The sequence below is a fragment of the Nocardioides plantarum genome, assembly GCF_006346395.1.
Lineage (GTDB): Bacteria > Actinomycetota > Actinomycetes > Propionibacteriales > Nocardioidaceae > Nocardioides > Nocardioides plantarum.
This window is the reverse complement of sequence record NZ_VDMS01000001.1, coordinates 359,221-384,509: the sequence shown is the minus strand read 5'-3', so window position 1 is coordinate 384,509 and position 25,289 is coordinate 359,221. Positions and strand designations below refer to the sequence as shown.

Genomic DNA, 25,289 nt, shown 5'->3' with positions numbered 1-25,289 from the left:
GGGCAGGCGCGGACTAGGGTCCAGCGATGGTCGACGAACGCGTGGCGACCGCTCACGAGGAAAGGGGGACAGCGGTGATCCTCGAGGAGCCCGACCCGCGCAACGGTGCTCCGGTGCCGGTGTTCTTCCTGTCCGACTCGACGGGCATCAGCGCCGAGACGATGGGCAACGCCCTGCTGATCCAGTTCCCCGACCTGGTCTTCGAGCGCACCACGATCCCGTTCATCAAGAGCGTCGAAGAGGCGCGGGAGGTCGTGCAGATCCTCGACGAGGCGATGGACGGGCCGGTCACACCGCTGGCCTTCACCACGGCGGCCGAGGACCACATCCGCACCGAGCTGGCCAAGACGCGCGCCCCCATCATCGACTTCTTCGAGATGCACATGGCCAAGGTCGAGGGCGTGCTCGGCCGGCGCGGCGTGCGCGAGGTCGCGCGGCTGCACGGCGTGGGCGACATCAAGCGCTACAACACCCGGATGGCCGCGGTGGAGTTCACCATCGAGCACGACGACGGGCAGAGCCTGCGCGCGCTCGACCGGGCCGACGTGGTGCTGCTGGCGCCGTCGCGCTGCGGCAAGACGCCGACCAGCATGTACCTCGCGCTGCAGCACGGGCTCTTCGTCGCCAACTACCCGCTCGTCGAGGAGGACCTCGAGTCCCGCGACCTGCCCCGCCCGGTGGCCGACCTGGCCGACCGGTGCTTCGGCATCACCACCACCGTCGAGCGGCTCAGCCGGGTGCGCAACGAGCGCCGGCCGGGCTCCAAGTACGCCGACATCAGCCAGTGCCGGTGGGAGCTGCGCCAGGCCGGCGAGCTCTACGCCGCCCACCGGATCCCGGTCATCGACTCCTCGGCCAAGTCGGTGGAGGAGATGGCCACCCTCGTCCTGCAGACCCTCAAGCGCAGCGGCGGCGTCCCCAGCCGTGAGCGCATCAAGGCCCGTGACGCCCAGGAGGCACCCCGTGAGCACCCCGAGTAGCAACGTCCGCTGGTTCTCCGAGATCGGCCTGGCCGACCTCGAGCAGGTCGGGGGCAAGAACGCCTCGTTGGGCGAGATGGTCTCCCACCTCACCGACCTCGGGGTGCGCGTGCCCGACGGCTTCGCGACGACGTCGGAGGCCTACCACCGCTTCATCGGCGAGACGGGCCTGGCCGAGCGCATCACCGGCCTGCTCGACGGCCTCGACACCGACGACGTACGCCGCCTGGCCGAGGTCGGCAAGGAGATCCGCGAGGCCGTTGTGCTCCAGGAGTTCCCGGCCGACCTCGAGGCCGAGATCCGCTCGGCCTACGACACGCTCGCCGCCGGCTCCGGCGACCAGGCCTCGTTCGCGGTGCGCTCCTCGGCGACGGCGGAGGACCTGCCCGACGCGAGCTTCGCGGGGCAGCAGGAGACGTTCCTCAACGTGCGCGGGATCGACGCGGTGCTGCACGCGGTGCGTGAGGTGTTCGCGAGCCTCTACAACGACCGGGCGATCGCCTACCGGGTGCACCACGGGTTCGCGCACGCCGACGTCGGGCTGTCGGCGGGCGTGCAGAAGATGGTGCGCTCCGACGTCGGTGCCTCGGGCGTCATGTTCACGATGGACACCGAGTCGGGCTTCACCGACGCGGTGTTCGTGACCTCGGCCTGGGGCCTGGGCGAGGGTGTGGTGCAGGGCGCGGTCAACCCCGACGAGTTCTACGTCTACAAGCCGGCGCTGCGGGCCGACCGGCCGGCGATCCTCAAGCGCGGCCTGGGCGCCAAGCTGACCAAGATGGTCTACACCGACGACCCGACCGTGGGCCGGACGACGGAGTTCGTCGACGTCGACCCTGCCCAGTCGCAGCGGCTGTCACTGACCGACGCCGAGGTCACCGAGCTGGCCCGCCACGCCCTGGTCATCGAGGAGCACTACGGGCGCCCGATGGACATCGAGTGGGGGCGCGACGGCGTCGACGGCCTGCTCTACATCCTCCAGGCCCGCCCCGAGACGGTGCAGTCGCGGCGCTCCGGCGCGCAGGAGCGGTTCTCGATCGAGGCGGCGACGACCAAGGACGCGACGGTGCTGGTCGAGGGGCGCGCGATCGGGCAGAAGATCGGCGCCGGTCCGGTGCGGGTGCTGCGGTCGGTCGACCAGATGGGCGACTTCGTCGAGGGCGAGGTGCTCGTCGCCGACATGACCGACCCCGACTGGGAGCCGATCATGAAGCGGGCCTCGGCGATCGTCACCAACCGCGGCGGACGCACCTGCCACGCCGCGATCATCGCCCGCGAGCTCGGCATCCCCGCGATCGTCGGCACCACCTCGGCGACCACGGAGCTCGCCGACGGCGCCGAGGTCACCGTCTCGTGCGCCGAGGGCGACACCGGCCTGGTCTACGGCGGCATCCTCGACTTCGCGATCGAGCGCACCGAGCTCGACGCGATGCCCGAGGTGCCGGTCAAGATCATGATGAACGTCGGCACCCCCGAGCAGGCGTTCTCCTTCGCGCAGCTGCCCCACCGCGGGGTCGGGCTCGCGCGGCTCGAGTTCGTCATCAACCGCCAGATCGGCATCCACCCCAAGGCCCTGCTCGACCTCGAGGCCGACCCGTCCCGCCTCGAGCCCAGGCTGCGCGCCGAGGTCGAGGCCGCCGTGGCGGCGTACGACTCGCCGCGGCAGTACTTCGTGCAGCGCGTGGCCGAGGGCGTCTCGATGCTGGCGGCGGCGTTCGCGCCGTACCCCGTCATCGTGCGGATGAGCGACTTCAAGTCCAACGAGTACGCCAACCTGGTCGGCGGCGAGCACTACGAGCCGCACGAGGAGAACCCGATGATCGGCTACCGCGGCGCGTCGCGGTACCTGTCGGAGGACTTCGCGGAGTGCTTCGCGATGGAGTGCGAGGCGCTGAGGTTCGTGCGCGACGAGATGGGCCTGACCAACGTCTGGGTGATGATCCCGTTCGTCCGCACGCTCAAGGAGGCCGAGGGCGTCATCGCCCTGCTCGGCCAGAACGGCCTGGTGCGCGGCGAGAACGACCTCAAGGTCGTGATGATGTGCGAGGTGCCGTCCAACGCGGTGCTGGCCGACCGGTTCCTCGACCACTTCGACGGCTTCTCGATCGGGTCCAACGACATGACCCAGCTGACCCTGGGCCTCGACCGCGACTCCGCGCTGGTCGCCGACGGCTTCGACGAGCGCGACCCCGCGGTGCTCCACATGCTCGAGCTGGCGATCAGGGCCTGCAAGGCCCGCGGCAAGTACGTCGGCATCTGCGGCCAGGGCCCCTCGGACCACCCCGACCTCGCCGACTGGCTGCTCGAGCAGGGCATCGAGTCGATGTCGCTCAACCCCGACACGGTCGTGGCGACCTGGCAGCGACTGGCCGCCAAGGGCGCGACCGCCTGAGCCTCAGGCGCGGACGGCGGCCACGAACCGCTGGACTGCTGTGTGGTCCTTGACGCCGCGGCTGCTCTCGACACCGCTGGAGACGTCGACGCCCCACGGCGCCAGCTCGGCGACCGCCGCCGCGACGTTGTCCGGGTCGAGCCCGCCGGCGAGCAGCCACCGCCCGGTCGGCCGCGTGGTGAGGTCGGCGGCGGACCACCGGTGGCCCGAGCCCGGCACGGGGGAGTCGAGCAGCAGCGCGTCCTCGCCGTGGCTGCCCGTGCGGGGGTGCGGATCCTGCGCGAGCGACGTGGCCCGCCAGGTGCGGACGCCCGCCTCGGCGGCGACGGCGAACGCGCCTGCGTCGTACGCCGGACCGTGCAGCTGCAGGACGTCGACACCGGTCGCGACGGCCTGGGTCACCGCCTCGTCGACGGGCAGGTCGTTGGTCACCAGGACCGTGAGCGCCCGGCCGGCCACGTGGTCGACGAGCGTCGTGGCCAGCGCGGGCGTGACGTGGCGCGGGCTGCGGCTGCTCATCACGAACCCGACCGCGTCGGCGCCGGCCTCGACCGCGGCGTCGACGTCGGCGGGGGTGCTCAGGCCGCAGATCTTGACGAACGTCACCGGGCCTGCGGACGCGGCTTGCGCTTGTCCTTCAGCTTCTGCAGCGCGGCCTTCGCCTTCGCCTGGTTCTCGGGCTTGCGGGCCTCGCTGATCGCCTTGGCGGCGATCCCGGTCTTGGTCAGCTTGCTCAACAGGCTCATGCCCGAACGGTAGCGAGGGGTCATGAGCCGGATCTAAGAGTCGAGGTCGTCTCGGAGGGACGGTGGCGACGCCGACGCCGACGCGGACCGCGACCCGGACCCGCGAGGTGCGGGCAATCGGGTTGTGCCCGCCGTGGTCGAGCACCCAGGATCACCAGGTGCTCCTCGACGATCCCCATGCCGAACGACAGTGCCGAGACGACCTCGACGCCCTCCCCGGACTGACCTGGCGCCCGCTCGGGCGTGACGACCTGCCGGAGGTGGCCGCCCTCTACGCCGAGTGCGAGACGTACGACGCCAACCCCGAGCGGCAGTCGTTGGCCGACCTCGAGGAGTACTGGGACTCCCCGCGCTCGCGGCCCGACGAGGACACCCTGCTCGGGCGCGACGAGGCGGGGGCGGCGGTGGCCGTGGCGTGGTCCGGGTGCAACCGGGCCGTGACCGAGCGCCGCGGGGTGCACCTCGGGGGTGCCGTGCGGCCCGACCGCCGCGGACAGGGCATCGGCCGGGCGGTGCTGCGCTGGCAGCTCGCCCACGGGCTCGCCTGGGACGCCGCGTCGCGCGAGGACGACTATGGCCCGCTCGTGCTGCGCCTCTACGCCCCGACCGGGCAGGACGACGTACGCGACCTGGCGACGCGGCACGGGCTCGTGGTCGAGCGGTTCTTCTTCGAGCTGTCGCGCCGCCTCGACGACATCGACCCGGGGACGTCGGGTCCTGTCGTGCCGGGGGTGCGGCTCGTCGGCTGGGACCCGACGCGGGGGCCCGAGCTGCACCGGTTCGTCGATCTCGCCTTCCGCGACCACTGGGGCCACGTCGACCGGACTGAGGAGATGTGGGCGGAGCACGTGGGCTCGCACGCCTTCCGGGCCGACTGGAGCGTGCTCGCGCTCGACGAGGAGACCGGCGCCGTCGTGGGCTCCGCGATCAACTGCGCGTGGGAGCAGGACTGGGCGGTGCAGGGCTACACCGAGGGCTACACCGACGAGCTCGCCGTCGCGGCCAGCCACCGCGGGCGGAGGATCGGCTCGGCGCTGCTGGCCGAGTCGATGCGTCGCTTCGCGGCGGCCGGCCTCGACGCGGCCGGCCTGGGGGTGGACGCCGACAACGCCTCCGGGGCGCTGCACTTGTACGAGGCACTCGGCTACCGGCCGACCGCTGCGACCTGTGTCCACGAGCTCACGCGGCCGATCAGCCAGCCGGCGACCAGCCCAGCGCGGGACCGAGACGCGTCGCCAGGTCGGTGAGCATCTGCACGTAGTCGTCGTGCCCGAACGTGAACGGCAGCGCGACGGCCACCTCGTCGACCTCGCGGAAGCCCGCGTGGGCGCGCAGGCGCTCGGCGAGCTCGTCGCTGGGACCGACGAGGTCGGGCGCGAACATCAGCCGCCCCGGTCCTTGCGGGGTCGCGGTGCGGGTCAGGCGCGACGCGGCGTAGTCGGCGTACCGCCGACGCTGGTCGGGCGTGGCCGAGTCGGTCGGGACGACCACGAGGCCCTGGGAGACACGGGCCGCGGCGCCGAGGGGGTGGTGCGCGCGGAACGTCTCGATCTGGCCGCGCTGGATCTCGGCGAAGTCGAGCGGCTCCTCGCCCTCGGCCCACTCGGCCTTGACCACGCTGCTGGTCAGCAGGTTGAGGCCCTGCTCCCCGGCCCACTGCGCGGAGCGGGTGCTGGCGGCGCCGTACCACAGTCGCGACGCCAGGCCGGGGGAGTGCGGCTCCACGCGTTCGGAGAACGTCTCGATCCCCTGGACGCCGGAGAACGAGCTGGCCGGCTCGCCCCGCACCAGGCGCAGGAGCCGCTCGACGCGGCCGTAGGTGAAGTCCTCGAGCTCGGCGGTGTCGGGGTAGAGCGCGCCCTTGACGTCGTCGAGGTGCATCGGCGGCCCGACGCTGAGACCAGGGTTGAGCCGCCCGCCGGACAGGACGTCGACCGTGGCGAGGTCCTCGGCCAGGCGCAGCGGGTTCTCCCAGCCGAGCGGGGTCACCGCGGTGCCGATCTCTATCCGGCTGGTGCGCTGGGAGGCAGCCGCCAACACCGGCAGCGGTGAGGAGATGCCGTGCTGCAGGTGGCGGTGTCGCAGCCACGCGCTGTCGAACCCGAGGCGCTCGCCGAGCTCGATGATCGAGAGCACCGACTCGTGGCCGGGACCCGGGTCGGCGGGGTCGAAGAGCCCGATGGTCAGGAACCCGAGTCGTCGCAGGGGGCGGTGGCTGGTCGTCACGTGGCCATGGTCGCGCAGGTGGTCGAGACTGGTCGACATGCCCGACATGCCCGACAACTCCGTGCTGGTCACGGCCGACCAGCTGACCGACCTGCTCGCGGACGACGACCGACACGTCGTCGTGCTCGACGTCCGCTGGGCCCTGGGGGGACCGCCGGGTCACGCCGCCTACCTGACCGGCCACGTCCCCGGGGCGGTCTACGTCGACCTCGAGGCGGAGCTCGCGGCGCCCGGCGAGCCGACCCGGGGCCGGCACCCGCTGCCGTCGCCGGCCGACCTCGAGGCGGCTGCGCGCCGCTGGGGCGTGCGCGCCGGGAGCACCGTCGTGGCCTACGACGACAACGGCGGCCTCGCGGCGGCGCGTGCCTGGTGGCTGCTGCGATGGGCCGGGTTCGACGACGTGCGTCTGCTCGACGGGGCGTGGTCGGCGTGGACCTGGGCCGAGCGCCCCGTGGCGACCGACGACGTCGTGCCGGAGCCGGGCGACGTGGTGCTCGGCGCCGGGGCCGTGCCGGTCCTCGAGGCCGACGCTGTCCCGTCGTTCGCCGGGGTCCTGCTCGACGCGCGCGCGGGGGAGCGGTTCCGCGGCGAGGTCGAGCCGATCGACCCGAAGGCCGGCCACGTGCCGGGCGCCGTCAGCGCTCCCACGACCGACAACCTCGCCGCAGACGGGACGTTCCTCGCCGCCGACGAGCTGCGGGCCCGGTTCGAGGCTCTCGGTGTCACCGCGGACGCGCCCGTGGCGGCCTACTGCGGGTCGGGCGTCACCGCCGCCCACGAGATCGCCGCTCTCGCCGTCGCCGGCTTCGAGGCTGCGCTCTACCCGGGGTCGTGGTCGCAGTGGAGCAACCTCGACAGGCCGGTCGCCACCGGCCCGTGACCCGGGGTGCGTCGGTTTCTCGACCGCCCGGAATCGTGATCTGACCCGGGGTGCCTCGGTTTCTTGACCACCCGGGATCGTGAACTGACCCGGGGTGCCTCGGTTTCTCGACCACCCCGGGATCGCGAACCGACCCGGGGTGGGTCGTTTTCGGTTTTGGGCAGGGTGCGGAAGTGACGTGGGGTGGGTCGTTTTCGGTTTTGGGCAGGGTGCGAAAGCGACGTGGGGTGGGTCACTTCCCGCTTTCGGCACGGCACGTCGGCGAACCCGGGGCGGGACGGCCGGCCGTGCTCCACGCCCGGCGAGCAGCCTTGGGGAGCGCGCTCGGCCGGCATGGTCGTGGTGCTCGTGGTGCTCGTGGTGCTGGCGAGTCCGTCGGCGGACCGGGGCAGCGCCCGGACGGGCGTCGCTCTGGCGTGAGGTGGCGGGGTGTCGGCCACCCGGGCCGGGGTGGGGTCGAAAGGAGCCGTGAGGGAGCATGGGTCGCGGTGCGCCGGGGTACGGACGATTGACCGCGGCGCAAGGTGCAGCACTGGACGCAGTCAGAGTTGACATGTATTGACGGGGTTGCCTTCCGACCCGCAGACTTGAGAGGTCCCTGGTGGTTCGTGAGCAACGAGAGTCGTGCGGTGGTGATCCGAACGTGACGTGCGACGTGTGCGGTGCCGTGCTCGGCGACCCGATGACCCACCTGCAGTGGCACATCTCCCCGGCCGCCGGCACGACGCAGGCTCCGCCTCAGGACGCCGTGGGCATGAGCACCGACCAACGTTGAGCGACCCGCGCGGGTCGCTCAGATGGTCCGGTCCTGGAGCAGACGCAGGTGCAGCTCCCGGGTGACCCGGGACGGGTCGATGCCGAGCTCGTCGGCCAGGACCGTGCGGTAGCCCTCGAAGACCCGGATCGCCTGGCCGATCTCACCCAGCTCGGCGTGGGCGCGCATCAGGTTGCGGTGCGCGGTCTCGGAGGCGGGGTCGACCGTCACGACGGTCTGGGCCAGGTCGCGCGCCTCGACGAAGCGGCCGGTCTCGATCGCGCACTGAGCGGCGTCGAGGAGGATGCGCAGGCGTACCTGCCGCAGGTCCTCGCGGGCGAGGACGGCCCAGCCGGCCTCGTCGTTGCTGGCCTGGAAGTCGCCGCGGTAGACGGTCTCGGCCGTCTCGGTGAGCAGCATCGTCTCGTCCCAGCTGCGGCGAGCCGCCGCGTGCCGGACGGCGACCGCGAGCTGGCGCAGCTCGCTGACGTCCACGGTCGCGTTGACGAGCAGGAGCTCGCCGTGCCGGCGGGCCACGCAGTCGGCTCCGATCGCCACCCGGATGCGGCTGGCCGCTGTACGCAGGCTTCCTCGCCCGCGCTCGGGTGGGACGTCCGGCCAGAGCAGTCCCACCAGGGTGCTCGACCGGATGGCGCGGCCCTGCTCGAGGGCGAGGATCCGCAGCAGGTCCATGGTCTTGCTGGTGCCCCACGCGCTGGGCTCGACGCCCGTGCCATCGGCACGGGTCACCTCGAGTCCCCCCAGGACGCGCACCGAACAGCTCAGCTCACGATCCATCCATCGCCCCCCGACCACCTACCCCGTGCGCTGATCAGACGCGCGCCGTGGTATTGATTCGCAGCTCCGGTCTGACCGCCCGTCGAGGCTACGTCATCCGGCTGCTTGCCGCAGGCGTTTCCTCGCCCCGCCAGTGTGACCGGATCCCCGGCGCCGCGCCGTCCCCAATTGTGGGGAAGTCGCCCAGATCCCGTCCCTGCCCCGCCCGTGGCCGGGAGAGCATGCGTCCACGCGACGCCGGGAGGAGACCAGGTGAGGGCCGTGAGCAGCCGACCGCACGACGAGCCCGCCGGCGCCCGACCCGTCCGCCGGCTCGTCGGGGCGACGGTCCGCCGGCTCGACGGGGCGACCGTGCCCCGCCTGGTCGTGGTGACCGCGCTGCTCCTGGCCGTGGCCGGGGCTGCGGTCGGAGCGTGGTGGGGCGAGCGGCAGTCGGTGGAGAGACAGGCCACGGCCGTCATCCTGCTGAACCCGCTCCAGGGCAACCCGTTCAGCCCGGACGCCCGCGGCGACGACCTGGTCAACCTCGAGACCGAGGCGCAGCTGGTCACCTCCGACTCGGTCCTCGACAAGCTCGCGGCGACGCTGCCGCGGGCCCCGGTCGTCACCGGGGACGACGTGTCCGTCGCGGTCCCGCCGAACACCCAGCTGCTCTCGATCTCGGTGACCGGGGCGACAGACCAGGAGGCCGAGGCGGCGACCCAGGCCCTGGCGACGCTCTACCTCGACTACCGCAAGGCGCGCACCCAGTCGGCCCTGTTCAACCAGCGGGCCAACATCGACGAGCAGATCCAGCAGCGCACGACCGAGCGTTCCGCCCTGGTCTCCCGTCTCGACGCCCTCGAGCCCGGCTCGCCGGGCAGCTCCCTGCTGACCCAGCAGATCCTGGCGGCCGTCACCCAGATCAGCGAGCTGCGGACCCAGCTGGGGGAGGTCGGCTCGGTCTCCCTCGACCCGGGCCAGCTGGTGACCCCGGCGTCCGCCTCGGGCGGCGGGCTGCTGCCGGCGGGCCCGTGGGCCCCGGCCGGCCTCGGACTGCTGCTCGGGGCCGTCTGCGGTGGGGTCGGCGCCGCCCAGCTGAGCCGACGCGGTGACCTGGTGCGCGGTCGCGACGACCTGGACGACCTCGACGCGCTCTGCTGGGGCAGCATCGCCGCGTCCGACCGCGCCGGCGCGGCGCGACTGCGGGCCGTCCTGCTGGCGGCACGGCAGGGTCCCACCACCGTCGTCCTGGTCTGTCGCGCCGGTCCGGCCGGGGCACCGTCGGGGAGGCGCGCGCTCGCGACGTCGTGCGTGGAGTCGCTCGCGACGTCGTTGGCGGCCGCCCGACTGCGCACCGTGCTCGTCGACGTGGGCGGGCACACCGGCGACGATCCGCGCGGTGGCGCCGCGGGGTTGGTCGACGTCGTGCAGGGGACGTCGGACCCGGGATCGGCGCTCGACTGGGACGGTGAGCTCGGCCGGCTCGGCCTGGGCCGCGACGGCGCGGCGTTCGACGACCTCGTGGCCACGCCCGAGATGGACGCCGTCCTGCTCGAGCTCCGCGCCACCGCCGACCTGGTGCTGCTGCACGCGGACGCGCCGGCCTCGCCGCGGGCGCAGGCCCTGGCGGCCGGTGCCGACCTGGTCGTCCTCGAGGTGCCGGTCGGCGTCGTGAGCCTCGCCTCCCTCAGGAGCGACCTGGAGAGCCTGTCGCGTGCCGGCGCCGGGTCCATCGGGCTGGTGCTCGTGTCCCGTGACCCGCGCGAGCGCGGGACGCCGCGGCCCGGTGAACCACGCGCGGGTACGCCGTCGAACAACGTCCGGCCGTTGAAGGCCGACCCGCTCGAGCGGACCCAGGGCCGGGACGTCCGGGCCACCCGCCGTCTCGCCAGGCTCGCGCGGCTCGCCCGATTCGCCCGACTGGCCCCGCGCGACGCCGCACCGGTCGGCGTCCGGCCGCGGGAGGGCGCGTGATCCCGGCCGATCCTGCGGTCGTCCAGCTCCGTCACGTCGCCCGCGGAGCCACCCTGGGCCTCGCCGGGTCCGGGTTCGCGGCGGTCGCCGGCTTCGGGCTCGCCGTCACGATCACGCACGGGCTCGACCCGGCCGACGCCGGACGGTTCTTCGCCCTCACGTCCGGGTTCGCGCTGCTCGTCAGCGCGTCCACCTTCGGGACCGAGGCGGGTCTGGCCCGGTTCATGCTCCGCCTCGAGTCGGTCTCGGACGACGACGCCGTACGGCGGGTGGTGCTGTGGGCCGTGGTCCCGACCAGCCTGGTGGCCACCGCCTGGGCCGTCCTCCTCGTGACGCACGGCGACACCGTGGCGGCCTGGATCGGGATCGAGGGCGGTCGCGCCCGGCTCCTCGGGTGGATCGCGCTGGCCTTGCCCGCGGCGGTCCTCGCCGACGTGCTGCTGGCCTCGACACGTGGAGTCGGATCGCTCGGTCCGACGGTGATCGGCGACCGCCTCGTGCGGAGCGGGCTGCAGGTGGCGGTGCCGGCCGCGCTCCTCGCGGGCGGCGGCGGGCTCGTGGCCGCCGTGCTCGGGTGGGCCGCGGCGTACCTCGTCTCCGCGCCGTACGCGGCCGTCACCGCCGTCCGGTCGCTGCGGGGCCGCGCCGGCGCGGCCCCTGCGACGCGACGACCGTCGCTGCAGGAGTCGGCGCTGGACCAGGGGTCGGGGATCGGCCGCCAGTACTGGCGATTCACCTGGCCCCGCGGCGTCGGGTCGCTGGCCCAGATGGGCATCCAGAAGGCCGACATCGTCGTGGTGGCCGTGCTGCTGACGCCGGTGGACGCGGCGCTCTACGCCGCGGCGACGCGTTTCGTGCCGGTGGGGCAGCTCGCGGTCCAGGCGCTGCAGCAGGTGCTCCAGCCCCGCTTCACCGCGATCCTGGTCCACGAGGACCGACGCACCCTGACCACGGTGTTCGGGGTCGCCACGTCGTGGGGCATCCTGCTCGCCTGGCCGCTCTACCTCGTCGTGGCCACCACGCCGTCGCGCTACCTCGCCCTCTTCGGGGAGCGGTACGCCGACGCCGCCGCCGTGGTCGTGGTGATGAGCCTGGCGATGCTGGTGGCCGTCGCCACCGGTCCGGTGGACACGCTGCTGGTGATGGCCGGACGCAGCGACCTCAGCATGCTCAACGCCGTCGGCACCCTCGTCCTCGACGTGGCCCTGTGCGTGGTCCTCGTCCCGCGATGGGGCATCACCGGGGCCGCCGTCGCCTGGGCGGTGGCCGTGGTCACCCGGTGCGGCCTGGCGACCTGGCAGGTGCGCGCCGACCTCGGCGTCGGGCCGGACCGGCAGGTCCTGCTCGCCGCGGCCCTGCCGCCGCTCTGCCTCGTGCCGCCGGCGGTGACCGCCTCCGCGGTCCTCGGCCCCGCCCCGTGGTCGTGGTGCGTCGGGCTGGGCGTGGGCCTGACCGCCTACGCAGCGGCACTGCACCACTGGCGCCACGAGCTGGCGCTGCCCCTGCTGCTCCCGGCCCGTCCGCCCCGGACCCCCACGACGGCCCCCACGACGGCCCCCACGCCACCGACCGACCGACCCACCACCCCAGCTGAGGAGCGTGACCCGACATGCGGGCTCGAGACGCCGTACGTGCCGTAGGAGACCGTCTGGGCCCCGTTGCGTCCGGCCGCGTCCGCGACGCGGCCCTGGCCTGGGGTCGGGCGACCTGGGGGCTGCGGCCGGGGCCGGGCATCGTCGTGGTCGGTGCGCAACGGTGCGGGACCACCACGATGTTCCGCCTGATGGCGGCCCACCCCGACCTACGGCGCCCGACGCTGAGCAAGGGGACCAGCTACTTCGACGACGAGTACGCCCGCCCCCGCGACTGGTACCTGGGTCACTTCCCGGTCCGTCGTGGCCTTCCGGGGGCGTCGGGGAAGGCGCCGATCGCCTTCGAGTGCAGCGGCTACTACCTCTTCCACCCGCTCGCGGCCGAGCGGATCGCCCGGGACCTCCCCGACGCCCACGTCGTCGTGCTCCTCCGGGACCCGGTGAGCCGGGCCCTGTCCGCACACCGGCACGAGGTGGCGCGCGGCTTCGACACGCTGCCGCTGCGCGAGGCGCTGGACGCCGAGGGCGTCCGGACCGCGGGGGAGTCCGAGCGGCTGCGCCACGAGCCGGGCTACCGCAGCTTCGCGCACCGCCACCACGCCTACCTCCAGCGCGGGGAGTACGCCCCCCAGGTACGGCGCTACCTCACCGCGCTGGGGCCCTCCCGGGTCCACGTGGTCGACGCCGACGACTTCTTCACCGACACCCGGGGCCGCTTCCTGCAGCTGCAGGAGGAGCTCGGCCTCACGCCCTGGGTGCCGACGGAGGTCGAGGCGTGGAACGCGCGGCCCGGCCCCCCGCCCGACGACGAGCTGCGCCGGAGCCTGAGGCGCCACTTCGAGCCGTACGACGGCGAGCTGGCCGAGCTGATCGGTCGGGAGCCCTCGTGGCGCCGGGTCGGGGCGGCGTCGTGATCGGCGTACCGACCGGCACCCGGCTGCGGCTGCGTCGGGCCCGACGCCGGGGCGCCAGCGTGCTGCAGGCCCGGCTCTCGGCAGGGGCGGCGCGCGCCGGGCAGCTGCCCGTCCCGGCCCCGGTCCGCGCCCGGCTGGCCGACCCCCTGGTCTGGGAGCCGCACCCGCGGTCGGTGCCGGTGCCACGCATCCTGCTGGGCGGCCAGAACGGCCTGCGCGGGGCGGACTACGCCCGGGCGACCGGCGACCTCATGTGGACCTCGCGTCGGGTCGCCGACGGTCCGCACGCCGACCTCCTGCGTGCCGCGGGCGCCGGCCCGTTGCGCGACGACGAGCTGCTCGGCACGGACTACGCCGCCATGGCCCGGCGGAGCATCGCGGTGTCCGGCCACTGGTTCGGTGCCACGGACGACGCCGGCATCGTGCGCGTGGCCCGGGGCTTCCTCGACCCCGCCCCGTTGCCCCCGGGCCAGGACACGCCGGTGCGTCCCGCCGGCTCGCGGCCCGGCGCCCCGATCCTGGTGGCGCCGATCCAGGGGTCCGACTGCTACCAGGTGGTCGACGGGCACCACCGGGTCGCCCGCCTGGCCGTGGACGGGGCGCCGACGGTCGAGGTGCGGGTACGACGCCGGGCGGTGACCACGCCCCTGCAGGACCTCCTGGACCGGATGTCGTGGATCGGCGGTGAGCGCGAGCTCTACCAGCCCGTGGACGCGCCCGAGCTCGCGACGTCGTGGGCGACCGTACGACGCTGCACCGACCGCCTCGACAAGATGCGCGCCGTGCTGCGCGACCTGCACCTCGACGGCGCGACGTACCTCGACGTGGCGAGCTGCTACGGCTGGTTCCTGGCCGCCATGGCCGACGCCGGCCACGACGTCCAGGGCATCGAGCGGGACCCGCTGGCGCCGACCCTGGCGGCGGCGGCCTACGGGCTGGCGCCCGAGCGCGTCACGACCGGCGACGCCGTCCAGCTCCTGCGGGAGCGCCAGGGCACCTACGACGTGGTGTCGTGCTTCAGCCTGCTGCACCACTTCGCGCTCGGCCGGGGCGAGGTCGACGCGGTCGGGCTGCTGAGCCTGCTCGACCGGGTCACCGGGCGGGTGCTGTTCCTCGACACCGGACAGGCGCACGAGGCGTGGTTCCGCGACTCGCTGCGCGAGTGGGACACCGACCACGTGCGCGACTTCCTCGTGCGTCACGGCACCTTCGACCGGGTCATCGACCTCGGCGCCGACCAGGACGACGTCGCGCCGTACGACGGCAACTACGGCAGGCACCTGTTCGCCTGCGTCCGGGACCGATGACGTCGGGTACGGCGCCGGTCGACAGATCGGCACCCGGGCCCGCGGAGGGCGCTCCCGCGCTGCTGGCGACCGCGCGCTCGCTGTGGCCCGGCGCGAGCGTCGAGCTGGTCGCCCGGGGCCGGGCCGACCCCGGGAGCGGGGGTGAGCACTACGCGCTGCTGCCCGACGCCCGCCGGGCCCAGCTCCTCGTGCCCGTGCGTCCGGCCGCCGCGGCGTCGTCCGCGGTGCGCCGGTTCAGCGCGGCCAGCAGCGGCCGCGACGTCGTCACGCGACTCGCCGCGGCGGCGCTCACCCGGGCCACGGGAGGCGCGGTGCTGCGCGACCGGGTCGTGGTGGAGCGCGCGCCGCACGACACGGCGTTGCGCGACCACCTCGGCCGGGTCCTGGGGATGCCGGTCGACATCGCGCTCGGGGTGGGGCCCGCGCGGGTCAACCGCAAGCCGGTCCTCCAGGTGTTCGACGGCGACGGTCGGACGGTCGCCTTCGCCAAGGTCGGGGACTCGGCCCAGGCGCGCTGCGACGTGCGCGCCGAGACCCGGGCGCTGCGACGTCTCGCAGGCCACCGCTTCGAGCACCTGCAGGTGCCGGCGGTGCTCGCCGCCTCCACCTGGAACGGCATGGACGTGCTGGTGGTCTCGCCCCTGCGCGGCGTGCCGACCCTGCGCCGGCGCGCCGCCGTACGGCCGCCGCTCGAGGCCATGGCGGAGCTGTCGGGCGCCTTCGGGGAGGCGCCGCGGCCGCTGGCCGAGCTGGCGTGGTGGCGCCGGCAGCTGACGACCGCCCGTGCGGGCGACGACGGCGACCTGCGCCGGCGCCTGGTCCGCTGCCTGGCGGCGCTCGACGAGGAGCACGGACGCACGACGGTCGACGTCGGGGCATGGCACGGCGACTGGACGCCCTGGAACATGGCGCGGCACCGGTCGCGCGTGATGCTGTGGGACTGGGAACGGTTCGAGTCGGGCGTCCCGGTCGGCCTCGACCCGTGGCACCACCGGGTCCAGACCGCCACCCGGGCCCGCGGGATCGACGTCGCGGTGGTGCTCTCGGCGCTGCAGCCCGGCGGGTCCGCGGACCCACGGGCCGGCCTCGTGGCCGACCTCTACCTGGCGGCGGTGGCCGGTCGCTACGCCGCGCTCCTCGACGCCGAGCGCGGCGCCGACATCACCGGGCCCGCCGAGGTGATGGTCTCGGCGCTGGAGGCCCGGATCCGGCGGGTCAGATCCCCCGGCCGCGGCGGTTGACCAGGTCGAGGACCCGGTCGGCGCTGACCAGTCGCAGCGCGACCGCGGCGGCGAGGTAGGCGCGCGGCTCGGTCGGCGCGTCACGGAGCGTGCGGGCGATGGCGGGCACCGAGCCGCCCCGGTGCAGCGCGGCGAGCGCGAAGGCCTGCTGCCCGTGCAGCCGGCCCACGGCCCGCGGATCGGCCTGGAAGACCGGGTGCTTGGCCATCAGGTAGTCCAGGGCGTCGACGATGGTCCGCCACTGTCGGGAGAACTGCGAGGAGCCCCACCGCACGTCCACCAGGGCCGCCTCGACCACCGCGACCGGGCCCACCGCCACCGCGCGCAGCATCCAGTCGTAGTCCTCGCCGTAGCTCCCCGGGATGGCCTCGTCGAACGGGCCGATGTCGCCCTCGAGGGCCGAGCGCCGTACGAGGACCGTGGACGGGTGGGCGGCCACGACCCGGCGCCGGGCCAGCACCTCGGCCCGGAGCTCCTCGGGGCGCGGGACCCGGTCGACGGACCCCTCCCCGTAGTGGATCCGGACCCCGGTCACCACCGTGTCGACCCCCTCCCTCTCGAGGAGACCGACCTGGAGGGCCACCTTGTCGCGACGCCACAGGTCGTCGTCGTCGCAGAACGCGACGTAGGGCGCGGACCCGGCCCGGACCCCGGTGTTCCTGGCTCCCGCGAGCCCCGGAGTGCCCACGTTGCCGAGCACCTGTACCGGCCGGTCGCGGTCGGTGCTGACGAGGTCGGCGTCGGGCTCGGTCCCGTCGTGCACGACGAGGCAGCGCACGGTGCCGTCGTACTCCTGGGCGCCGACGGCGGCGATGGCCTCGCGGACCATCTCGGGGCGGTGCCGGGTGGCGATGACGACGTCGACATCGCGACGGGTTCGGGTGCCTTCGGTGCTGGGCGTCATGGACGGCTCCTCGTGGTCGACGGGACGGGACGGATGCGGCGCAGCAGGAGGATCCCGAGGAGCAGCCCCAGCGCGGCGCCGGAGGCGACGGGCACCAGGGGCTGGCTGCCGACCGGGACAGCGTCGGAGTGGCGGATGACCCGGCCGATCGTGGGACGCGAGACGAGCAGGTAGGTGATCCGCGAGGACAGGACCTCCCGGGCCGTCGTGAGACGCGCCGAGCCCGTGCCGAGATGGCGCAGCTGGTCGCGCAGCGCGGCCAGGGTCTCGTCGCGACGCCTCTCGAGGTAGGAGCGACGCACGTCGAGGTACGCCGTGGCGACGGCGGCCGAGGCCCGCTCGGCCTGCGGTGCCCCCGGGGCGCGGACGTCGACGTCGAGGACCTGCGAGCTCGGTGGCGCGGTGACCGTGACCCCGGTGCGGAGCGCCGCGACGGGCACCCCGGAGGCGCGGGCCGCCTGCGAGAGCGCCGGCTGCGACCGGAGGAGGGCGGCCTCGGTGTCGACGGTGACCTCCCGCGGCACGGGCGCCGCCGCCAGCCGGCCGCCGTCCAGGGTCGAACCGGTGTCGAGGTAGACCGGAGCGGGGGTGATGAGGACCGAGACCCGGCTGGTGTACTCCGTGGTCCGCTCGGCCCCGCCCACGGCCCGCCCCGCCACCGCCCCCGCGACCGAGGCCAGTGCGAGGACGGCGACCACGACCGCGGTCGGCGTCAACGGGGCGGGGGTAGGCGCCCGGGCGGGGAGCTGCTCGCGTGCGGCCATGCCGATCGCCACCATCACGACGTACAGGGGCAGCCCGAGGGTGTCGTAGATCGGCAGCTGGAGCACGAAGAACGCGATCGCGAAGCTGGCCGCGGCCTGCGTCGCGGTGCGGCACCGCCAGACGGCGGCCAGGCTGCGGAACAGGAACCCCAGGAAGAACAGGAGCCCGGGCCAGCCCTGCGAGAACACGACCAGCCACAGCTGTCCCTGGGTGCCGAGGGGCGGCACCCCGCAGGCCGGGCAGTCCGGGGTCGCGGCACCGCTGATCGAGGCGAAGCTGCCCTCGACGTCGCGCGTCGTGCCGAACCCGAGGACGGGGGATCCGGTGGACACCGAGCCGACCGTGGCCTCGAGGAGCTGGGCGCGCCGGTCGTTGCTGTGCTGGTGGTCGAGCCGGTCCTGGTAGAGCGTGCCGAGAGGACTGGCGAGCAGCAGGACCACGCCGAGGACGGTCCCCGCGATCACGCCCAGGACGGCGGCGCGGCTGCCCCGACGCACGGCCAGCAGGGTCATCCCGACGACCCCGAGCGCGATGGACGCCCACAGGCCACGGTTGAGCGAGTAGACGACGGGGATCGCTGCCAGGACCAGGACGACCGCGCCCGGGCCGCGCCACCGCTTGTGCTGGGCCAGCAGCACCACGAAGAAGACCAGGGTGATCGACAGGCAGCTGCCCCAGGTGTTGGTGAAGGGGAACGGCGCCTTGGGCCTGGCCTCCGGGCGACCCAGGACCGTCTGCACGTCGGCGGCCTGGGGGTGCACCAGGGAGGACACGAACTCGTTGGAGGTGAGTCCCCGGGGGAGCAGCAGCTCGACCGCCGACCGCACCTCGAACCCCGGCGCGGCGAGGCCGAGGAGGCCGCCGGCCACGCACACCACGAACAGGTAGCCCAGCAGGGCGTGCAGCCGGCGGTCGGTGACCGACCGGTCCAGGTTGGTGACCCACAGCAGGACGATCCCGCAGGCGGCGTACCAGGCCAGCCGGTAGCCGAACACCAGCAGCCGGGAGGCCCCGCCGCCCGGGACGCCGCCCGGGGCGTCCACCCAGAGCATGGTGACCCCCAGGGCGACCCACAGCACGAACAGCAGCCACCACCCGGTCGCGGGGGGCAGTCGCCACCGACGGCGGGCCCGCAGCTGCCACCACATCGGTACGGCGAGCACGAACGGGAGCAGCGAGTCGATGCCGAGGAGCCACCAGACCGGGTAGCCGAGCACCAGCACCGTCAGCGGCCAGTGCGCGGGCCACCCCCCGGTGCGCCTGCTGCTCGACGGGGAGAGGACGGCGGGGCCCCGCTCGACGCGCATGCTCGGGGCCACCAGGGTCACCGCCCCCACCCAACCCCGTGCGCGGGTCCCGACCGTCACCGAAAGTGGGTAACTGGCGTCGAGGTCGGTCCCGGGGGGATTCCGGCTCCCTACTGTCCGAGATCCGAGCCGTGAGGCTGTGCCACGGAGAGCCTGGGTGGTCCCGATGCGTATGTCCAAGATCCTCGCGGCGGCCGCCGCGTTCCTGCTCGTCACGGCGGTGCCCGGACCGACGGCCTCGGCGGCCGACACCGACGCGCCGGCCGGTCGGCTCGTCACGGAGGTCGCCGCCCCCGGCACGCCCCACGTCCTGGACGGCCGCGTCTACTCCGTGGTCCAGGTCGGCGGCACGATCGTCCTGGGCGGCACCTTCACCCGGGTGCGCAACGACGGGGAGACCACCGAGCTGACCCGCAACGGTCTCGTGGCGTTCGACGCCGTCACCGGACGGATCAGCACGACCTTCGCGCCCAACCCCAACGGGGGCGTGCGGGTCGTCCTGCCCAGCGGCGACGACACCACGGTCTACGTCGGGGGCTCCTTCACCTCGATCGCCGGGGTCGCGCGACAGCGGGTCGCCCGGGTCCGGGTGTCCGACGGCTCCCTCGTGACGACCTTCAACGCCGGCGGCGTCACCGGCGAGGTCCGCGACCTCTCGCTGCGCTCGGGGCGGCTGTGGCTCGGCGGCGCCTTCACCCACGTCGGGGGCGTGTCCCACCCGGCGCTCGCGACGGTCAACCCCACCACGGGCGCCGTGAGCCCCTACATGTCGCTGCCGATCGCCGGCTACCACAACGAGGGCGCCACCCAGGTCCTCAAGATGGACGTGACCCCCGACGGGTCCAGGCTCGTGGCCATCGGCAACTTCGACACGCTCGCGGGGGCCACCAACCACCAGCTCCTCGTGCTCGACCTGACGGGCACCAGCGCAGCACCGAGCACCTTCCGCACCTCGTTCTACACGACGCCCTGCTCCGGGTCCTTCGACACCTACATGCGCGACGTCGACTTCTCCCCGGACGGCTCCTACTTCGTCGTGGGGACCACCGGGGCGTACGGCGGCCCCGAGGCGGCGTGCGACACCGTGGCCCGCTTCGACCTCGGCACCGGCGGCAGCGACGTGCGGCCGTCGTGGGTCGACTACACCGGCGGCGACACGACGTACAGCGTCGAGGCGACGCCCGGGGTGGTCTACGTCGGCGGCCACCAGCGCTGGTGGAACAACCCCTTCGCTGGTGACAGTGCGGGCCAGGGCGCGATCTCGCGCGAGGGCATCGCCGCGCTCGACCCGGTCAACGGTCTCCCGCTGACGTGGAACCCCGGGCGCGCCAAGGGTGTCGGGGTCTTCGACTTCCTCTCCACGACCCAGGGACTCTGGGTCGCCTCCGACACCGACCGCATCGGCAACTTCCAGCTCAAGAGCCGGATCGCGCGGTTCAACCCGCAGGGCGTCACCTTCCCAGCGGTGCGGACGCCGACCCTGCCGAGCGACGTCTACGTCGGCGGCCCCGTCGGCGCGGCCACGGCCCCCGGCGTCCTGTACCGGGTCAACGCCGCCGGTCCCGCGCTCGCGGCCGCGACCGGCCCCGACTGGGCCGCCGACACCGACGCCCAGCCGTCCGCGCTCCACGGTCCGGGCAGCAACCGGGCCGGCTACGCCCCGATCACCACGGTGGATGCCACCGTTCCCACCGGGACGCCGTCGGCGCTCTTCGACGACGAGCTGTGGGACCCCTCCGGTGGGCCCGACCAGACCTGGGCCTTCCCCGTGCCGGCCGGCACGCCGGTCGAGGTGCGGCTCTACTTCGCCAACCGCTGCGGCTGCACCTCGGGAGTCGGTCAGCGGACCTTCGACGTCGACGTCGACGGCACCCGGGTGCTGTCCGACCTCGACCTGGTCCAGTCGGTCGGCCACGACGTCGGCACGATGCGGTCCTTCCCGGTCACCAGCGACGGCACGGTCGACGTGGTGCTCCGCCACGAGATCGAGAACCCGCTCCTCAACGGCATCGAGATCGTCCGGACCGACGTCGCGCCGCCCGCGGCGCCCTCGGGCCTGCGCCGTCGCGCGTACGACGGCACGACCGCCGGGCCGACGGTCACTGCGGCGGACGGAGGCATCGACTGGGCCGCCACCCGCGGTGCGTTCATGGTCAACGGGTCGCTCTACGTCGCGGGTGCCGACGGCACCCTCACCCAGCGCCCGTTCGACGGCAGTACCTACGGGGCTGCGTCGCCGGTCGCCACCTCCGACGCGATCGTGCCGCTCACGTCGTGGCGCGACGACATCCAGAAGGCCACCGGGATGTTCTTCGACCGCGGTCGCATCTACTACACGCTGACCGGGTCGGCGGAGCTCTACTACCGCTACTTCTCGCCTCAGAGCGGCGTGGTCGGTGCCAAGCGGCTCGTCGCCTCGGGTCCCGTCGTCGGATCGCGCTTCGGCGACGTCCGCGGCATGTTCGTCACGCCGACCCACCTCTACTGGGGCGAGAGCGACGGCAGCCTGCACCGGATCGGCTGGGCGCAGGCCGGGCCGGCCGGCTACCCGGTCGCCGGCACGTCGGCGACGGTCTCCGGTCCCGCCCTCGACGGGACGGACTGGGGGGCGCGCTCGCTGTTCGTCTACCAGGGTGCCGACGGCCAGGGGACCGGCCAGCCGGTCACGGGGACCCTCGCCCACGTCGCGAGCGCGTCCGCCACGGCGAACGGCACGGCCCACCGGGTCACCGTGCCGAGCGGCGTCCAGGCCGGCGACCGGCTGCTCCTGCACCTGACCGTCAACGACAGCACCGTCGTCGCGGCGGGACCGCCGGGATGGTCCAGCGTCGACTCCGTCGACGGGTCCGGGGTCCTCGGCCGCAGCTGGACGCGGATCGCCACCGCGGCTGACCTCGGCTCGAGCGTCACCGCCACCACCTCGGCCACGGCCAAGAGCGCGGTGTCGGTGTCGGCGTACCGGTCCAGCACGGGCACCAGCACCATCGTCGCCCACGCCGCCTCCGTGGACGCCGTGTCCGGCACCTCGCACACCGCTCCGTCGGTCGTGCTGCCCGACCCCGGCGCCTGGGTCGTCACGTCCTGGACCGCCAAGTCCTCGGTCGACACCCAGCTGGTCGCCTCGTCGCCGACGGTGCCCCGCTCCGGGGTCACCGGCACCGGCGGTGGTCGGCTGACGACGGTGGTCGGTGACTCGGGCGGACCGCGCGCGTCCGGCCCGACCGGTGACGTCACGGCCACGTCGAGCCCCGCGGTGACCCGGACGGTGATGTTCACGACGGCGATCAGCCCGGGATGAGCACGACCCGGCGACCGTGGGTGGGGTTCGTCGCCGTTGTCGGGGTCACCGTCGTCGCCGCCACGGGCTGCCGTCCGTCGGCCGGGGCCTCCCGGTCGCGGGAGGCCGACCTCGCACCACCGGCGCCGTCGGGAGCCGAGATGCTCCTCACCTTCGAGGACTCCCCGGGCTCCGGAGCCGTGCTCCCCGGCCCGCGCGACCTCGGTACGGCGCCCAGCCAGACCCGGGTCCGGACCAGCGGCGGGGGCCGGGTCGTCGCCGACCAGGGCCCCGACGGTCTCGTGGGACGGTTCCCGGCCGTCGGGGGACCGAACCGGCCGCTGGCCGTCGTGGTCGTCGTACCGACCGAGCCGGACCGGCTCTCCCCGGGCGAGGACGACTTCTCCTTCGGTGCCGACGTCGTGCTCGACGAGGTCAGCGAGGGACCGGGGGACAACGGTGACAACGTCCTGCAACGGGGCCTGTTCGCCGATGCGGTGCAGTACAAGCTGCAGCTGGACCACGGCAGGCCGTCGTGCCGGCTGGCGGGCGCCGGCGGCACGGCCGTGGCCAAGGCCGACGCCCCGGTGACCCGGGGGCGGTGGTACCGCCTGAGGTGCCGGCGCCACGGCGACGAGCTCGTCCTGGAGGTGCGTGCGTGGCGGGGCGACTCGTGGGGCGACTCGTGGGCCGACAGCACCCGCACGGTGTCGCGACGCCCGGTCGGGGCGATGTCGTTCGACCGGACCGACGGGACCGTCGTACCGCTGTCCGTGGGTGGCAAGGTCGGCGCCGACGGCCGGATCCCGGACGGCAGCAGCGACCTGCTGAACGGTGCCGTGGACAACGTGTTCGTCGACGTGCTCCCGGACGGGACGGCCCTCGAGGGAGGGAGCACCCGGTGACGGGGGAGCTCGGAGGTACGCCGACGGGTCACCTGCGGGCCGTGGAACGTCGGCCCCGTGTGGTGCTCCTCGCGGAGCAACGCCTCGTGGGCGACGCGGTCCGCGCCGCGCTGAGCAGTCGGTACCTCGACGTCGTCCTGGTCCCCTGGCCGCCCGCCCACCGTCCCGCCACCGAGCTGCGCCGCGCCGTGACGTCGTTGCGCCCTCATGTCGGCGTCGTCTTCGGCGACCTCGAGGACCCTCGCCGGCGGGCCCAGGCCCGGATGCTCGTGGGGACCGTGCCGCTGCGCTGGGTGCTCGTGGTCAGCCACCACGACGAGGTGGAGTGGGGCGAGCTGGTCGAGGCGGGTGCCACCCTGCTGCCGACCTGGATCTCGCTCGACGACCTCTCCTCGGGGCTGGTGCGGCTGATGGCGGGAGCCGACCTCATGTCACCGGGTTCCCGGCAGCGGATCGTGCGCGACTGGCGGGTGCGGCGCGACCGGATGGACGAGGTGGCGCGGCGACTCGGTCGGCTGACGCCGCGTGAGGCCGAGGTGCTGCAGCTGCTGAGCGCCGGGTTGTCCGTGCGCCGCATCGCCGAGCTGCGCGACGTCGCCGAGACGACCGTGCGGACCCAGGTCAAGGCCATCCTGCGCAAGCTGGAGGTCACCTCGCAGCTGGCGGCGGTCGCCCTGGTGGCGCGGGCGCGGCCCGAGGACGTCCCGCCGCAGCTCGGCGAGGCGGGCTACCGGTAGGACGACGACTCGTCGGGGCTCGTCGGGACTCGGGGCTCGCCGGCGCGCGTCTCAGTAGGCGCCGCGGTGGCTGAGCACGGCCCGCAGGGTGCGGAGCACGATGGCCGCATCGAGGCTCAGGGACCAGTTGTCGACGTAGCTCAGGTCCAGCCGGACCGTCCGGTCCCAGGGCAGGTCGGAGCGGCCGGACACCTGCCACAGCCCCGTCATGCCGGGACGCACGGCGAGTCGACGCAGGGTGTCGCCGTCGTACTGGAGCACCTCGGCGGGCAGCGCCGGCCGCGGTCCCACCAACGACATCTCGCCTCGTACGACGTTGACCAGCTGGGGCAGCTCGTCGACCGAGTAGCGCCGCAGGACCCGCCCGATCCGGGTCACCCGGGGGTCGCCGCGCATCTTGAACAGCACGTGGGCCCGGCCGCCGTCACCGGTCGGGTCACCGGTCGGGTCCCGGGTCAGGTCGTTGGTCAGGTCGTCCAGCTGGTGCTCGGCACCGTCGGCCATGGTCCGCGCCTTGATCATCACGAACGGCTGGCCGTCCTTGCCGATGCGCACCTGGCGGAAGAACGCCGGGCCCGGTGAGTCGAGGCGGATCGCCACGGCCAGGAGGGCGAGCAGGGGACCGAGCAGCACGAGGGCCAGGGCGGCGGCGGGCCGCTCCCACAGCTGCTTGAGCAGCCGCCGCGCCCCGGTGAGCTCGGCATGACGCACGTGCACCAGGTGCATGCCGCCCGCCCGCAGGGTGCGGGCCCGGGACCGGTCGACGTCGAGCAGGCCCGAGGCCACCACGAGGTGGGCGCCGGCGCTCTCGAGCTGCCAGCCCAGCCGACGCAGGGTCAGTGGGTCGAAGTGGTGACAGGGCAGCACGACCACGACCTCGGCCCGCTGGGCCAGCACGGCCGTGGGCACCAGGTCGAAGCCGCGGACGGCGGGGACCTCGAACCGGGTACGTGAGCTGGCCGGGGTGCACACGGCGGCGACCTGCAGGCCGGGCCGGCGGTCCGCGGCGAGCTCGGCCAGCACTCGCGCCACGTCGCGACCGTGGCCCACCACGATGGCCCGCGGCGGGCGCCCCCGGGCCGTGCGCCGTCCCGTGGGCAGGCCGAGCACGTGGAGCAGGCTCAGCTGGTGACTGCGCTGGAGGAGCGCCACCGCCGCGCAGCCACCGGCCACCAGCAGCAGGCGCGTCGGGTCGGTCGGCGGGGCGAGCCGATCGGGGACGACCGCGGGCAGCAGGGCCAGGACGGCCACCAGGGCGGTCGCCGCCCGCACGATGCGACGCAGCCCGCCGCTCCCGCTCGCGAGCGGTCCGGGGGCGTAGCAGCGTGCGCCGGACAGCAGCACGACCCAGACGACGCCGACCACGACGTGGACCGGCGCCGACGATGCCGTCGGAGCGACCAGGAGGGCGGAGAGCACGGCGGCCGCGACCAGGTCGACGACGACGGTCAGCACCTCGGTGCGCCGGCCCGTGGGCGGGAGCGCATCGCGGACGCTGGCGGGCACCTCGACCTGCGGCGTACGCCCGGCTGACGACGCTGACGGTGAGCCGGCCCGGGTCGCCGGTGGCGCCTGGAGCAGACCGACGTGGGGGGCCGTCGTCACGGG

At 74.3% G+C, this 25,289-nt stretch carries 20 protein-coding genes; 13 read left to right on the top strand and 7 right to left on the bottom strand.

Annotated features, from left to right (window positions below):
- Window positions 1-74: 74 nt before the first annotated feature.
- Together FJQ56_RS01735 and ppsA are read left to right on the top strand one after the other, a co-directional pair.
- Window positions 75-980, top strand: a complete 906-nt coding sequence (locus tag FJQ56_RS01735) for a pyruvate, water dikinase regulatory protein (protein ID WP_246083939.1) — start codon at window positions 75-77, stop codon at window positions 978-980.
- Complete coding sequence (gene ppsA, locus FJQ56_RS01730; RefSeq protein WP_140007478.1) at window positions 964-3,372, top strand: phosphoenolpyruvate synthase; 2,409 nt, start codon at window positions 964-966, stop codon at window positions 3,370-3,372. Before FJQ56_RS01735 ends, ppsA begins: the two co-directional genes overlap by 17 nt.
- Window positions 3,373-3,375: 3 nt before the next feature.
- Here ppsA and FJQ56_RS01725 read toward each other — a convergent pair whose 3' ends face one another.
- Together FJQ56_RS01725 and FJQ56_RS21950 are read right to left on the bottom strand one after the other, a co-directional pair.
- Window positions 3,376-3,978 (bottom strand): phosphoribosylanthranilate isomerase, encoded by a 603-nt coding sequence (locus FJQ56_RS01725; protein ID WP_140007477.1) that lies wholly within the window; start codon window positions 3,976-3,978, stop codon window positions 3,376-3,378.
- The gene (locus tag FJQ56_RS21950) at window positions 3,975-4,118 is read right to left on the bottom strand and encodes a hypothetical protein (protein WP_170215223.1); all 144 of its coding nucleotides are present in this window, start codon (window positions 4,116-4,118) and stop codon (window positions 3,975-3,977) included. Before FJQ56_RS21950 ends, FJQ56_RS01725 begins: the two co-directional genes overlap by 4 nt.
- A 158-nt stretch (window positions 4,119-4,276) precedes the next feature.
- On the opposite strand from FJQ56_RS21950, the gene FJQ56_RS01720 reads away from it, so the two are divergent.
- Complete coding sequence (locus FJQ56_RS01720) at window positions 4,277-5,365, top strand: GNAT family N-acetyltransferase (RefSeq protein WP_140007476.1); 1,089 nt, start codon at window positions 4,277-4,279, stop codon at window positions 5,363-5,365.
- Here FJQ56_RS01720 and FJQ56_RS01715 read toward each other — a convergent pair.
- Window positions 5,310-6,344 (bottom strand): LLM class flavin-dependent oxidoreductase, encoded by a 1,035-nt coding sequence (locus FJQ56_RS01715; protein ID WP_140007475.1) that lies wholly within the window; start codon window positions 6,342-6,344, stop codon window positions 5,310-5,312. The genes FJQ56_RS01720 and FJQ56_RS01715 overlap by 56 nt on opposite strands.
- A 37-nt stretch (window positions 6,345-6,381) precedes the next feature.
- Between FJQ56_RS01715 and FJQ56_RS01710 the strand changes: the two genes are divergently transcribed.
- Together FJQ56_RS01710 and FJQ56_RS22840 are read left to right on the top strand one after the other, a co-directional pair.
- Complete coding sequence (locus tag FJQ56_RS01710) at window positions 6,382-7,224, top strand: sulfurtransferase (RefSeq protein ID WP_342776402.1); 843 nt, start codon at window positions 6,382-6,384, stop codon at window positions 7,222-7,224.
- A 643-nt stretch (window positions 7,225-7,867) separates the two neighbouring features.
- Window positions 7,868-7,999, top strand: a complete 132-nt coding sequence (locus FJQ56_RS22840; protein ID WP_281284650.1) for a hypothetical protein — start codon at window positions 7,868-7,870, stop codon at window positions 7,997-7,999.
- 18 nt (window positions 8,000-8,017) lie between these two features.
- Here FJQ56_RS22840 and FJQ56_RS01705 read toward each other — a convergent pair whose 3' ends face one another.
- The gene (locus tag FJQ56_RS01705; RefSeq protein ID WP_170215222.1) at window positions 8,018-8,728 is read right to left on the bottom strand and encodes an AfsR/SARP family transcriptional regulator; all 711 of its coding nucleotides are present in this window, start codon (window positions 8,726-8,728) and stop codon (window positions 8,018-8,020) included.
- 309 nt (window positions 8,729-9,037) lie between these two features.
- On the opposite strand from FJQ56_RS01705, the gene FJQ56_RS01700 reads away from it, so the two are divergent.
- From FJQ56_RS01700 to FJQ56_RS01680, 5 genes are read left to right on the top strand one after another with little or no spacing between them, the layout of a single operon-like run.
- Window positions 9,038-10,732, top strand: a complete 1,695-nt coding sequence (locus FJQ56_RS01700) for a hypothetical protein (protein ID WP_140007472.1) — start codon at window positions 9,038-9,040, stop codon at window positions 10,730-10,732.
- Window positions 10,729-12,372, top strand: a complete 1,644-nt coding sequence (locus FJQ56_RS01695; RefSeq protein ID WP_140007471.1) for a polysaccharide biosynthesis C-terminal domain-containing protein — start codon at window positions 10,729-10,731, stop codon at window positions 12,370-12,372. Before FJQ56_RS01700 ends, FJQ56_RS01695 begins: the two co-directional genes overlap by 4 nt.
- Window positions 12,342-13,238: a sulfotransferase family protein gene (locus FJQ56_RS01690; protein WP_140007470.1), complete on the top strand. Its 897-nt coding sequence runs from the start codon at window positions 12,342-12,344 to the stop codon at window positions 13,236-13,238. Before FJQ56_RS01695 ends, FJQ56_RS01690 begins: the two co-directional genes overlap by 31 nt.
- Window positions 13,235-14,545: a class I SAM-dependent methyltransferase gene (locus FJQ56_RS01685; RefSeq protein WP_140007469.1), complete on the top strand. Its 1,311-nt coding sequence runs from the start codon at window positions 13,235-13,237 to the stop codon at window positions 14,543-14,545. The genes FJQ56_RS01690 and FJQ56_RS01685 overlap by 4 nt, the downstream gene beginning before the upstream one ends.
- The gene (locus FJQ56_RS01680; protein ID WP_140007468.1) at window positions 14,542-15,786 is read left to right on the top strand and encodes a phosphotransferase; all 1,245 of its coding nucleotides are present in this window, start codon (window positions 14,542-14,544) and stop codon (window positions 15,784-15,786) included. Before FJQ56_RS01685 ends, FJQ56_RS01680 begins: the two co-directional genes overlap by 4 nt.
- Here the strand turns inward: FJQ56_RS01680 and FJQ56_RS01675 are convergent.
- Together FJQ56_RS01675 and FJQ56_RS01670 are read right to left on the bottom strand one after the other, a co-directional pair.
- Window positions 15,761-16,690 carry a glycosyltransferase family 2 protein gene (locus FJQ56_RS01675; protein WP_140007467.1) on the bottom strand — a complete coding sequence of 310 codons (930 nt, stop codon included), beginning with the start codon at window positions 16,688-16,690 and terminating at the stop codon, window positions 15,761-15,763. The genes FJQ56_RS01680 and FJQ56_RS01675 overlap by 26 nt on opposite strands.
- Entirely contained in the window at window positions 16,687-18,783 is a 2,097-nt protein-coding gene (locus FJQ56_RS01670) for a hypothetical protein (protein ID WP_140007466.1), read from the bottom strand. The genes FJQ56_RS01675 and FJQ56_RS01670 overlap by 4 nt, the downstream gene beginning before the upstream one ends.
- A 145-nt stretch (window positions 18,784-18,928) precedes the next feature.
- On the opposite strand from FJQ56_RS01670, the gene FJQ56_RS01665 reads away from it, so the two are divergent.
- Genes FJQ56_RS01665 through FJQ56_RS01655 form a run of 3 tightly spaced genes read left to right on the top strand, consistent with a single transcriptional unit; the run spans window position 18,929 to window position 23,681 of the window.
- Window positions 18,929-22,060: a malectin domain-containing carbohydrate-binding protein gene (locus FJQ56_RS01665; RefSeq protein WP_140007465.1), complete on the top strand. Its 3,132-nt coding sequence runs from the start codon at window positions 18,929-18,931 to the stop codon at window positions 22,058-22,060.
- Entirely contained in the window at window positions 22,057-22,944 is an 888-nt protein-coding gene (locus tag FJQ56_RS01660) for a LamG domain-containing protein (RefSeq protein WP_140007464.1), read from the top strand. The genes FJQ56_RS01665 and FJQ56_RS01660 overlap by 4 nt, the downstream gene beginning before the upstream one ends.
- A gap of 41 nt (window positions 22,945-22,985) precedes the next feature.
- Complete coding sequence (locus FJQ56_RS01655) at window positions 22,986-23,681, top strand: helix-turn-helix transcriptional regulator (protein ID WP_140007463.1); 696 nt, start codon at window positions 22,986-22,988, stop codon at window positions 23,679-23,681.
- Window positions 23,682-23,732: 51 nt separating this feature from the next.
- Here the strand turns inward: FJQ56_RS01655 and FJQ56_RS01650 are convergent, their stop codons facing one another.
- Window positions 23,733-25,286, bottom strand: a complete 1,554-nt coding sequence (locus tag FJQ56_RS01650; protein ID WP_170215221.1) for an exopolysaccharide biosynthesis polyprenyl glycosylphosphotransferase — start codon at window positions 25,284-25,286, stop codon at window positions 23,733-23,735.
- Between the last annotated feature and the right edge of the window lie 3 nt (window positions 25,287-25,289).

What these genes read in the sequence shown, in the direction of transcription:
- FJQ56_RS01665 (WP_140007465.1), top strand. Translation starts at nt 18,929, where the DNA reads ATGCGTATGTCCAAGATCCTCGCGGCGGCCGCCGCGTTCCTGCTCGTC.
- FJQ56_RS01710 (WP_342776402.1), top strand. Translation starts at nt 6,382, where the DNA reads ATGCCCGACATGCCCGACAACTCCGTGCTGGTCACGGCCGACCAGCTG.
- FJQ56_RS01680 (WP_140007468.1), top strand. Translation starts at nt 14,542, where the DNA reads ATGACGTCGGGTACGGCGCCGGTCGACAGATCGGCACCCGGGCCCGCG.
- FJQ56_RS01690 (WP_140007470.1), top strand. Translation starts at nt 12,342, where the DNA reads ATGCGGGCTCGAGACGCCGTACGTGCCGTAGGAGACCGTCTGGGCCCC.
- FJQ56_RS21950 (WP_170215223.1), bottom strand. Translation starts at nt 4,118, where the DNA reads ATGAGCCTGTTGAGCAAGCTGACCAAGACCGGGATCGCCGCCAAGGCG.
- FJQ56_RS01660 (WP_140007464.1), top strand. Translation starts at nt 22,057, where the DNA reads ATGAGCACGACCCGGCGACCGTGGGTGGGGTTCGTCGCCGTTGTCGGG.
- FJQ56_RS01675 (WP_140007467.1), bottom strand. Translation starts at nt 16,690, where the DNA reads ATGACGCCCAGCACCGAAGGCACCCGAACCCGTCGCGATGTCGACGTC.